Source organism: Psychrobacter sp. (assembly GCF_049295055.1).
GTDB lineage: Bacteria > Pseudomonadota > Gammaproteobacteria > Pseudomonadales > Moraxellaceae > Psychrobacter.
The window spans coordinates 1-10,999 of sequence record NZ_JBAQQF010000001.1 but is presented as its reverse complement, the minus strand read 5'-3'; the positions used below and the strand labels follow the sequence as shown (position 1 = coordinate 10,999).

The 10,999-nt window shown below is 37.5% G+C and carries 10 protein-coding genes; 7 read left to right on the top strand and 3 right to left on the bottom strand.

Annotated features, from left to right (window positions below):
* Nucleotides 1-595: 595 nt before the first annotated feature.
* Both WAZ74_RS00050 and WAZ74_RS00045 read left to right on the top strand, forming a co-directional pair.
* Nucleotides 596-1,090, top strand: coding sequence for a pyridoxamine 5'-phosphate oxidase family protein (locus WAZ74_RS00050; RefSeq protein ID WP_422304468.1), 495 nt, complete (start codon nt 596-598; stop codon nt 1,088-1,090).
* Between the two features lie 169 nt (nt 1,091-1,259).
* Nucleotides 1,260-1,754, top strand: a complete 495-nt coding sequence (locus WAZ74_RS00045; RefSeq protein ID WP_422304466.1) for a pyridoxamine 5'-phosphate oxidase family protein — start codon at nt 1,260-1,262, stop codon at nt 1,752-1,754.
* Nucleotides 1,755-2,096: 342 nt separating this feature from the next.
* Here WAZ74_RS00045 and WAZ74_RS00040 read toward each other — a convergent pair whose 3' ends face one another.
* From WAZ74_RS00040 to WAZ74_RS00030, 3 genes are all read right to left on the bottom strand, one after another.
* Nucleotides 2,097-2,894, bottom strand: coding sequence for a hypothetical protein (locus WAZ74_RS00040; protein WP_422304464.1), 798 nt, complete (start codon nt 2,892-2,894; stop codon nt 2,097-2,099).
* A gap of 367 nt (nt 2,895-3,261) precedes the next feature.
* Complete coding sequence (pgsA, locus tag WAZ74_RS00035) at nt 3,262-3,942, bottom strand: CDP-diacylglycerol--glycerol-3-phosphate 3-phosphatidyltransferase (RefSeq protein ID WP_422304462.1); 681 nt, start codon at nt 3,940-3,942, stop codon at nt 3,262-3,264.
* A gap of 827 nt (nt 3,943-4,769) precedes the next feature.
* Nucleotides 4,770-6,437 carry an ATP-binding protein gene (locus WAZ74_RS00030; protein WP_422304460.1) on the bottom strand — a complete coding sequence of 556 codons (1,668 nt, stop codon included), beginning with the start codon at nt 6,435-6,437 and terminating at the stop codon, nt 4,770-4,772.
* 467 nt (nt 6,438-6,904) lie between these two features.
* Between WAZ74_RS00030 and WAZ74_RS00025 the strand changes: the two genes are divergently transcribed.
* The 5 genes from WAZ74_RS00025 (at nt 6,905) to WAZ74_RS00005 (ending at nt 10,911) form a co-directional block, all read left to right on the top strand.
* Nucleotides 6,905-7,756: a thermonuclease family protein gene (locus tag WAZ74_RS00025; protein ID WP_422304458.1), complete on the top strand. Its 852-nt coding sequence runs from the start codon at nt 6,905-6,907 to the stop codon at nt 7,754-7,756.
* 104 nt (nt 7,757-7,860) lie between these two features.
* Nucleotides 7,861-8,127 carry a hypothetical protein gene (locus WAZ74_RS00020; RefSeq protein WP_422304456.1) on the top strand — a complete coding sequence of 89 codons (267 nt, stop codon included), beginning with the start codon at nt 7,861-7,863 and terminating at the stop codon, nt 8,125-8,127.
* Nucleotides 8,128-8,226: 99 nt separating this feature from the next.
* Nucleotides 8,227-9,231 carry a hypothetical protein gene (locus WAZ74_RS00015; RefSeq protein ID WP_422304454.1) on the top strand — a complete coding sequence of 335 codons (1,005 nt, stop codon included), beginning with the start codon at nt 8,227-8,229 and terminating at the stop codon, nt 9,229-9,231.
* A gap of 28 nt (nt 9,232-9,259) precedes the next feature.
* The gene (locus tag WAZ74_RS00010; protein ID WP_422304452.1) at nt 9,260-9,865 is read left to right on the top strand and encodes a hypothetical protein; all 606 of its coding nucleotides are present in this window, start codon (nt 9,260-9,262) and stop codon (nt 9,863-9,865) included.
* Between the two features lie 323 nt (nt 9,866-10,188).
* Nucleotides 10,189-10,911, top strand: a complete 723-nt coding sequence (locus WAZ74_RS00005; protein WP_422304450.1) for a type IIL restriction-modification enzyme MmeI — start codon at nt 10,189-10,191, stop codon at nt 10,909-10,911.
* Nucleotides 10,912-10,999 lie beyond the last annotated feature (88 nt).

Sequence of the window (10,999 nt, the reverse complement as noted above, 5' to 3'; positions counted from 1 at the left end):
TAGCTCGGTTTTTTGCTGAAACTGACTGATGAGTTGCTGCGTCTGAAAATCGGTAAGAAACGGTTGTCCGGCGATGGTCATCATAAAGGCTTGTTCCATAGGATATAGGCAATAACAGGCATCTCTGCCATGCTAAGTAAATGGTTTGCGTATTATAACAAGAAGCCTCGTAATAAGCAGTTCTAAACCAAGATAAATTGCTGATAACTTAAGTAATAATACTCCTGAATATCAAGCAAATATTGAGCAAATAAATATCTACCTTTAATAGATAGACATCATATGATTGGACAACAGCCTCTCGAAACAGCAAGCTTTGCGCCATGGCGTCACAATTTTTACCTAAAGCTTATAGTCCTTACAAACACTCACATCGCCTTACTGGCAACCTATATAAATGGACTACTGATAATCGGTATTCTAAATATCAGTTGCTAACGAGCTAAGCGTTTAATAAATATAGCCGCTCGTTCATACCGAAAAATTAACAATTCTGTATTCAATAAACTTATATTTAACAACTATAAATTAAAAAATTAAATTTAATGACCAGCAATCTAGTCACTTAATCACTTAATCAAAAAGGATATTTATTATGAGCAGACAAGATCATATCGATAAAATTCAAGAAGTTATCAAAGATGTTAAATTTGCTATGATGAGTACCACTAATAAAAAAGGTGATATCCATGCTTGGCCAATGACCACCAGCGAAACCAGTCTTGGCGCAAAAGAGATTTGGTTTATCGGTGATAAAACATCAGATGTTGTCAAAGATATTCAAGACGATAAGAGAATCGGTCTGACTTATGCCACTCAAGATGCGAAAAACTACGTTTCTATTAGCGGTGATGCCGAACTATCAACTGATAAAGATAAGCTTGATGAATTATGGTCACCAGTCTATAGCGCCTTTTTTGCTCATGGTAAAGAAGATGAGAACGTGCAATTAATTAAAGTCGTACCTCATGGTGCAGAATGCTGGATTAGTGGCAGCTCAGTCGTGAATATGTTTAAGATGGCTGCAGCAGCGGTACAAGAAGGCAAAACAGCTGAAGATATGGGCGAAACTTTCTCAGTGTCATTATAAATGACTAACTTTATAAATTAGCATTGCTATAGATTAGCGTTTTTATAATACAAGACAACAATGACTTATTGAGAATGGCGTGATGCATTTAACAATGTGATGTACTTAACAATCAGTTGCAGCATGCTAAACGCTAGAAAAATCTACCATAACGACAGGGATAAACATTATGAGTAAACAAGAGCAAATGGATAAAATCCAAGCGTTGGTTAAAGACGTTAAATATACCATGATGACGACTCGTACCAGTGACGATCATCTACATTCTTGCCCGATGAATACCACCGAAACGAGTATTGGTGCTAAAGAGATTTGGTTTATTGGTCATACACCATCTGAGACGGTTGAAAATATTAAAAAATATCCTGAAGTGAACCTTGCTTATGCAACTCAAGATAATAAAGACTATCTGTCTATCGCAGGTAAAGCAGAACTGGTTGACGATAAAGAGAAGCTCGATGAGTTGTGGTCGACTATCTATAATGCATACTTTGAACAGGGTAAAGAAGACCCAAAAGTGCAACTAATAAAAGTAATACCGCACGGTGCAGAATATTGGGCTAATGGTAACTCATTTGCCAACGTATTTAAGATTACTGCTGCTGCAGTAACAGATACCGCTGTTGGTGACAGTTTAGGCGAAAATTTCTCGATAACTTTATAACTCTTAGTTAATATCTGATTTATTAGTAATGAAATAAAATAATAAAAACGCCAGTAGCATTGAGCTTACTGGCGTTTTTATTGCTAATCTAATCTATTAATAGCTTCATATCTAACGCTATAGTCAGTCCTAAATAAAAAAGTATAACTATTATCAGGCGCTACTGGTGTAAATTTTACTGGCTTGCTGTGCCTGCGCAGACAGAGGCTGCGCAAAATTTATCCCAGTAGCACTGTATTTATTTAATAGTGGATCAACTATAGATCATTCTCTATCAGCTTAGCCAACTATTAGTGCGTTCCAATGATTCCCAGTTCAATAACCTCACTTTAATGACAGTTATTATTTTGGTGGCTGTGCGTAACCATTATCTGCTGGATAAGCTTGTGGTTGTTTAGGCTGTGGCTTATATTTAGGTTTAGCAGGGTCATATAGCTCATAAATAACGGTGCCAATAATTCCCGTATTCTCTATAGAACCGCTATCGGTATTAGCGGCGTAAGCATTGCCTGGTTTGCTAAAAATAAAGGAGGCAACCGCACTGTCACTTTTTCGAAAGCCCTCAATGACCAACTCATCATTGGGTCTTAACACATAACCACCGTCATAACGACTTGCCGTACTGCCATCGACAACATTTAAGCCGTCGACACTGGCAACGATTTCATAAGTGTTGGCGCTATTATTATGATAAACCAAACGATAAGCCTGACCTGCTTTTCCTTGCAGATAGTAGTTACTACCATCACGATAAAGAGGTAGTTTACCGTTATCAGTGGCGGCTGAAAACTCAACTTTTCCAGCCAGTAATGACATGCTATTTACCGCACGCCCCTTATAATTTTTATCAGCATAAGAGACCTGCATTTGTGCAATAGGCTCGTCACTGACACGACTTAGATCAACGGTGGTCACTACTGAGTCAACATCATCGCCCCACTGCGTACCTAAACGTTCTGATTCAGCAGCATTCTGTACGGACTCTGCCTGTATTGAATCGGCTTGCTTTGCCTGCGTCTGCGTACTTTGTGCCACTTCTGCAGTTTCTTTTTGCATAGTTGGCGATGACGAACACCCTGTAAGTAGTGCCAGTAATAAAATGGCAGCGCCGGACTGTTTCTTATGCAATATCATATCCATATCCTTATTTGAATGATTTTACGTCATAGCTATACAATGCTTAATAATGCTTAATTTTTTAAGTATATCTTAAGCCTAACTATAATCATATTATAATAAAACAGTTTATAATCAAATATAGTCAGTCCTACATAAAAGAAATACAAACATTATAGTGTGCTATTGGTATCAATTTTTCTTGCTTGCTGTGGCTACGCTGGCAAAGACTGCGAATTATTAATCCCAGTAGAATTGTATTCTTTTAAAAGTGGAGCCACTATATAGCTATTGGTGTAATCAATAAAAACAGACAATAAAAAAGCCAGTGGCTGATGCGACTGGCGTTTTTATTGTCTGTTTTTATAATGTTATTATTGAAAATTTGCCATTAACCGCTTTGTTTTAAATAAGGCCACGCAGCTTTAAGATAAATCATCATTGACCACAAGGTTAGAATTACCGCCGCTACCATTAGTACATAGCCGATGGTTTCAAGCGATTCCCAATTCAGCAAGAGCACGGTAATAGCTACCATCTGGAAGGTCGTTTTAAGCTTACCAACATAAGAAACGGCGACACTGGTGCTTTTACCCAATTCTGCCATCCATTCACGCAAAGCTGATACGGCGATTTCACGCGAGATAATCACAATAGCAGCAATCGCCATAATGATATTGGGATGCCATTGCACCAATATAATCAGCGCGGCGGCTACCATAAGTTTATCAGCGACCGGATCCAAAAAGCGCCCAAAGGCTGATACCACATTAAGTTTACGTGCAAAATAGCCATCGAGCCAATCGGTAATAGCGGCAAGGATAAAGACACCGGTCAATAACAAATGCCGTAATAAGCTATCGCTAAAATCGCTCATACCAACCTTTGCAATAACATTATCTGAGATAGCTGGCATGCCAATCCCCATAGCAGGTGGCCAATAGGCAATGGCCACAAATAGCGGAATCATTAAGATACGCGCAATCGTCAAGTTATTGGGTAAATTAAAAATACTTTTATCACTTTGCGTACTTGACGGCTCCTGCGTATGCAAATTCGTACTCTCAGTCATGGCAAACCCAGTTTAATATAGACATAATAGTGGCAGATAGCTTAGCATTTTTCAGGCAAGCCGTCATGCCATCTCTGTATGTTCGTTGATACCAGCCGCACATTATTATCATTCAGCGTCTTTTATACTGAATTGACTACCTATTTACTCTAAATAATCACTGTTAGTTTTTATCAAAAGCCAGTTAGTCAAAACACCTTAATTCTAATGAACTTCTAAAATAAGGTTAGTTAATAAGTCCATTATCTAAAACGTAATGACATGTAAGCAAGCTTAGGTAAACGATAATATTTCGGTTATGATGACCTGATAACGTCAATACAGTTGTACACTGAAAATTGTAAGTAGATGTAAGGATTTCTTGAAATATTGCTCTTTAACATCATCTTTATATTAACAATAATAAATTTATATCAATTTATATGTGGCTTATGACTCATTACTGATGACTTAGCTGAATGATAAGTTTTCCTCAGTCCACGGTACCTCCTCCGTGGGCTCTTTTTTTGCCTATAAGTTACTGATTTATATATATTTTATGTATATATATTGAATTGACCACCAATCTGACCACCATCTGCTCAAATTTTTAATGATCTTATTATTAGTAATAAAATACCGTGACAGCCGGCTATACTTATTATTAGGAAAGCGCTTTTATGTGTTCACAAGTAAGAGATATAAAATCAAACTAACCTTATTAAAAGCATAAAGTTAGTCAAAGATTATTAAGATAAAAAGGGAAATGGCGCGTAATGGCGCGTAATGGCGCGTAATGGCGTGTAATAGCGCGAAATAGCACTTAGGTCTGTATGGTAAATAGTTTCTTATTTTAATGTATAGTAAGATGCTCGGCTATTACCATGCATTTCCAGTAAACCTTTTTTTCTTAGTTTAGCTAATAATTTAAACGCCTGATCTTGGGTTATATTGCATAACTCCATTACATCAGCTCGCTTTATAGAGCCTTTAACCTCTAATAACTGAATAAGCATTTGTTCCTGTTGAATACCTCCAATTCCAATCTGCCTAACATATGCAATTTGCTCTCCCAATTGATCATAGACTCGACTACTTAGCATATAACTACGCCCGCGTCCTTGGCTGCGTGCTTCTATTAAACCTGTTTCAGTTAGCTTTTCTAATATAGATCTAACTTGCGTTTCAGACTTTTGAATAGACGTTATAAAATCCGAAGTAGTAAGACGTCTTTCATCTCTTAAGCGGCTCAGAACTATTAATGAGTCAATAGGCATATCTCCTGTTTTTTCTTCTTGCTCTATTATCATACGAACAAACTTGATGTCAGCACTAGCATTACTCATGAACACGCTAACAGTTGAGTTGTCTGACATACTGTAATCTGGCGCAGGACGGCCATAACGCAGCATACCTTCAAATATTCGGTCAATTCCACGTCCCGTTCGCTCAGCAAGCCCAATACGTTTCATTACATCGGCAAGTAATGGGTTTCTTGATCTAGGTGATACTACTAGTAAATTCTTTATGTTAACTCCCTCGACAAAACCACCTGCACTACTTATCGTCAGGCCTGTATCATCAAGTCTTACTTGAACCATACCTAAACGATGATAATCTCTATGTACCAATGCATTAACAAACGCTTCTCGAAAAGCTTGACGATTATAGTCAGGAATAGATGTTCGGAATAATCCAATGTCTATTTCTTCTTCGTTAACTCTCGCTCTAAATAGAAGCTCAACCTCTTCAAAAGTTTCAAGTAAAGGTCGTTTAAAGAATTCATTTACTTTAACGCTAGTACCACTAAGTACTTGAAAGGCTACCTCATGGGAAGGCAAATGGTGTTTTAATAGCTCAGGTGTACCAAGCAGAAGAAGCCCTGTCAATGTAGGATGTCTCTCACCATTTTTTTCTACAACTAATTGTAAAGCGCCATCTAGCTGGTCATCATCAAGATTGCTTAAACTATTATCTCCTCCATATCGTTTTATAGCATTACGTAAGCGTTGTCTTTGTAATGGATCAAGTTGATCTGCACTAATATCCTGCATAGCAATAGCAGATGGGTCTATCACCTGTAAGCTAGATTGACGTTGCATAAAATCATGGGGATGAAATGGAATAGATTCTGGAGTACCATCAGCTTTCAGACGGCGATGCTGAATAAGGCCGTCCGAGGTAGCAATAATGCCATTTGCTTTTGGAACGGTAATGACGGCTATATTCACACCATCAATTTCAATAATTTGGCTTTTAATGTTCAAACATGGCACAGTACGACTTGCTACTAAGCCTGATAAACCATAAGTGTTTTGATGTTTCTTATGAAGACCCGTAACATTACCGTTGTCTTCGACACCTAATAATAAATAGCCTCCTTCTGTATTAGTTAATCCGACTATAGCTGTTACAAGAGCGCTATCAGACAATCCTGTAAGATCGCTTTTAAACTCTACGGATAGAGTTTCTCCGTTTTGAATAATTTCGTTGATATATTCTGAGTTTATATTCATAAGTATGGGCGACTATATTATTGGTTTGTTTATGTTAATAATAGCTACTAGGTCAACTATAGCCAATGCTCTTAAAGTATAGCTGCCATATCACATCATCTAAGTAGTCACTATATTATAGCAATAATCATAACTAACATTTCCCTACCTACAATAAGCTATTCAGTGGGAAGTTAAATTTACGGTATTCCTATAATCTTAACATTAAGTGCTAGCAACAGTTTCTAGCCTTCGCTAGTGAACTAAAAGATGTGCCCAAGATAGACCCATCTACAATATTTTGAATACGGCGTTGGTCGCTGGCAAGCAATGCTTCTTGCTTGTATTTGAAATCCTACCAATATTCATATCAAATGCTTATATATAGTTATCTGGTATTCGCAAAAACCTTAAATATTAATTCTAAACAGTTGCCGAAAATTTACCAATCGTTTACAGTTGGGTAAATATTACCCTGGTGATTGGTCATGAGAAGCTTAGTTATTGTTGGTTTGGTATTAGCTCTTGCTGGGTGTGGTGGTTATGATGATATTGACGCCATGAGAGACGCCACTATGGGCTCTACTGCCGTCGTCGGTGGCAACACTGGCTCTAACAATGGTAATACCACTAAATGCTTTGAGCCTAATGTACTGAATGCTAGCGGTGTCCGTGTTATTGATGGTGATACCGTAGAAGTCACTCAGCTATCAGGTCAAAGCGAGCGTGTACGTTTACTAGGTATTGATGCACCAGAATCGGCACAAGAGTACGGAACAGAAAGCACTGCTGCCTTATCTCAGTGTGTAAAGAATGCGATTGTTACTATCGAGTGGACTGAAAGGGATAGATACGATCGTCTGCTTGGTAAGGTCATTGCTAATAACGTTGACTGTAACCTGAATCAATTGCAAAAGGGTGCTGCTTGGCATTACAAGGAATATCAAAGTAGTCAGACACCTTATGATCGCATTGAGTATGCCAACGCTGAGATTGTAGCGCGATTAAACGGTAGGGGTTTATGGGCAAATCGATATCCTATAAAACCATCAGACTATCGAAGCGGTAAAAACAGCTCTGACCTTAACTTTAATAATGATCGCTTGCCATCAAAAGGCGCTAGCAAATGCTATAGCAAACCTAGTGTAGGTGCTTCCGGTGGTTCTGACACTATTAATCCCTTGCCACCTACTGGCGCTATCTGCAGTAATTTCATCAAGAAAACTTGTAATCAGATAACAACTTGCGTAGAAGCTGAACAGCAACTTCTATGTGGTAATACACAAATTGATGGCGATAAGGATGGCGTACCATGTGAATCAATTTGCCCAGGTGGTTAATTAGCATCGATTTCCTATTGTTAGCTGCATGCACATCCTTGTAAGAGAACATTAATGGCTCTTACAAGAATGTGCATGCAGCGTTTTGGGGAGCTGATCATAATATGCCCTACCCATTTACTGTATCGGGCGAGATTGCGTGTGTTATTCACCCAGAGTATGGACCTTCTGTATACTTCCATCCTATAGAGTTTGCCAATGAGTCTTATATCGGCACGCCAATCAATAAGGCCGCGGCTAAATCTTTGAAGCAGGCAGGTATAACTCCAAACGTTCCTTATAAGATTAATAAAGGTGATAACTTGGATGATGCTATAGAGGTTGGATTGAAGATGTGTGATGAGCAGCAGATTATTCTTCATGGTACCTAATCGCTAAACTAATACATAAGGTTGGCGACAATAGTTGACGTGTAAAAATTTTTGATTCTATAAAGCGACCCTTTTATTTGAGATAATGGAGCCCTAGAGATGGCAGTAAATATCAAATTCAATTATTACAATCTTAAAATAGATAAGAAGAGAGCGAGATCAACAGAACAAGGGCCACAATTTTTTGGTAAGATCAAAGTTGATGATTTTTGCAAGTGGTTAGCAGACTATCAACTATCTCATACCAGTGAATTTGACGAACATGGCAAGCATGTTATCCAATACAAAGAAGGTAAGAAGTGGATAAGATGGGTTAATATTGAACATGATAAAAAGAATGGCGTTTATAAGATGCTATGCACTTTTAATGATAAAGAGGTAGACCCAAGGCTGTTATCTAACTCATCTGATAGTGTATTAACTCAAGAAATACCAAACGAATATGGCCAAAGAACACTACTCCATCTTGTGTTTAAGCTTGACCAAACCCATCCATCCAAGGCTAATGTATCAATACAAGCTGTCACTGGTTTTACTAAAGACTACATTATTAGGCTTATTACTAAGTTGATAACATTAACTAAAAACGATAATGATTTTTGGAAGGCTAGTGATCCAATGACACAGAAAGACATTACTATTGTGCCTCACATTGAGATGCATCAAGTGACCGACGATAGTATTATCTCAGCTATTAATGATGGCTTTTTAAGAGGCTTAGTTTTAAAAGAGCGTAACTCCGATAAGGGAAATTTTGATGTCAAAAACCATCTAACTGAAACAGATTTAAAGCTAACAATCAAAGTATCTAAAAAAGATAGCTTCTTTCAACAAGCGAAAGAGCAAGATATTTTCTCGTGGATTAAAAGAGTAGCGAAGAAACACAGTAATGGGTTTGAAGATCCAACTTCCTACCTTCTCATGAAAGATCCTCAGTCTTCATCTGAAGTATTACACGAATTTCATAATGACACCATTTCAGGGTTTGCAAAAAAAGCTTACTTAAAATGGGAGGATAGAGAACCTGCTACTCACGATAAAATAAAACAAGAAACCCCAGTAGCGATTATTCAGTTTTATACTAAAATGATTACTAGCTTTTAAATTTTAATACTTATATATAGGAGGTCATATGCTTAATCAGGCTATTAATGTATTTGATTTCCTGAAGATTGAATACCCTGATAATGCAGAAAGAACATCTTTATATTACTTTCCTGCTATATCAAGCTTAGTAATTTCAACTCTACTCATCATCGTTGCTATAGTTGGAGGCGATGGAGCAAACTTCTTAATTAGTAATAAATTTAATGATTTATTTACTTTAATTGCTATTTTACCAGGGTTTTACATTGCTGCGCTGTCTGCTGTTGCAGCAATAAATCGTAATGCAATTGATGACCCAATAAACCCTAATAACCCGCCAACAATCAAAAAGAAAGAGGTGGACAGAGCAGAAGAATGTGACGTTCCTTTAACAAGGCGGGTATTTCTTTCAATGTTGTTTGCTTATTTGGCAACAATTAGTTTGTTATTAGCTATTTTCCTAATACTAATTCGTTTTCTATTCTCGCTAAAAATAACGGAAGTTTTTGTTACTTTCTCTGTCATTACTGAATGGCCTACGCTCATATTTTTTATCCTTAATTTTATTATATTTTTCTTGATTACGCAGTTGGTCGTCTTAACTCTTGTTGGTGTAAACTATCTTGGATATAAAGCTTTAGTTGATGGGTAAGTTAAAATTAGAACTTCAACCGCCTGTTAAGGCGGTTTTTTTATGACCTACCACTAACCCATCATTGCGTAAGTTTCACTAATCAAATAAATTGCTGGCAAGAATAGTATTTGTTCTAATTATAGACGTAACTCACTGCCTAAAATTAGACAATAACAACCTGCTAGCTTGTAATTTACATAGAGAGTGGAATTTTAAAGCCAATCTCTCTTACAGCAGTATTATGTAATCCTGATCTGTTGGGCTATGATATCTAGTTCAGACAAATGAATCTACATTAGTTGTGGCGAATCGTTCCCTCTAAGATATAGCAAGGAAGTAAATTGAATATTACTCAGATAGAAGAAACCGTTAAGAAGTTAGCTTCAGATGTCATTAGTAGTGCAGTTGACAAGGATCAATTCATATACGAGTTGATGGCAGCTTATGGGCATAGAAAGACGACGGTAAGTCGTATCAAGTCAGGTGAGCGTAACCTAGCTAAGGTCGCAGGGGAAGTAAGAGCCAAGCGTCATATCTATTTTAAGCACAGTGATAGCAATAAAGTGTTCTCAGATATTGATGATATGAAGAAAAAGCCTTCTGTCGCACGAGAAAAGATACGCTTTATTATTGCGACTGATTTTAATCAGTTTGTAGCTTTAGATACACGTACTCATGACACACTTGATATCGAGTTTAGTGAGCTTGGTAAGCATTTTGATTTTTTCTTACCTTGGGCAGGTATGGAAAAAGCAGTATATCAAGGTGATAACCCAGCTGATGTAAAAGCTGCTGAAAAGATGGCTAAGCTGTTTGATTTAATTAAAGCAGATAACTTTAATGAAAAGAATAAGAATGATACGGCTGCACTTCATGGTCTGAACGTATTTTTAACTCGCTTACTCTTTTGTTTCTTTGCAGAAGATACGGGCATATTTACGGACAACCAGTTCAGTTCCGAGCTAGAGTCTCATACCAAAGCGGATGGCTCTGATGTAGATAGTTATCTCAACCGTTTATTTGAGGTGAACCGCCCCGTGATTGTCGGAGACCTAATATTCTGAGAGAATACGACAATGAAAACACGAAATTACACTCCTGAGATTAAAGAACGCGCAGTTCGCATGCTGATTGAAGCAGCAGGCGACTATC

Bases quoted from the DNA above. Each gene is read 5' to 3' on its own strand.
- WAZ74_RS00045 (WP_422304466.1), top strand. From the start codon at position 1,260: ATGAGTAAACAAGAGCAAATGGATAAAATCCAAGCGTTGGTTAAAGAC.
- WAZ74_RS00030 (WP_422304460.1), bottom strand. From the start codon at position 6,437: ATGAATATAAACTCAGAATATATCAACGAAATTATTCAAAACGGAGAA.
- WAZ74_RS00025 (WP_422304458.1), top strand. From the start codon at position 6,905: ATGAGAAGCTTAGTTATTGTTGGTTTGGTATTAGCTCTTGCTGGGTGT.
- WAZ74_RS00015 (WP_422304454.1), top strand. From the start codon at position 8,227: ATGGCAGTAAATATCAAATTCAATTATTACAATCTTAAAATAGATAAG.
- WAZ74_RS00020 (WP_422304456.1), top strand. From the start codon at position 7,861: ATGCCCTACCCATTTACTGTATCGGGCGAGATTGCGTGTGTTATTCAC.
- WAZ74_RS00040 (WP_422304464.1), bottom strand. From the start codon at position 2,894: ATGGATATGATATTGCATAAGAAACAGTCCGGCGCTGCCATTTTATTA.
- WAZ74_RS00050 (WP_422304468.1), top strand. From the start codon at position 596: ATGAGCAGACAAGATCATATCGATAAAATTCAAGAAGTTATCAAAGAT.
- pgsA (WP_422304462.1), bottom strand. From the start codon at position 3,942: ATGACTGAGAGTACGAATTTGCATACGCAGGAGCCGTCAAGTACGCAA.
- WAZ74_RS00010 (WP_422304452.1), top strand. From the start codon at position 9,260: ATGCTTAATCAGGCTATTAATGTATTTGATTTCCTGAAGATTGAATAC.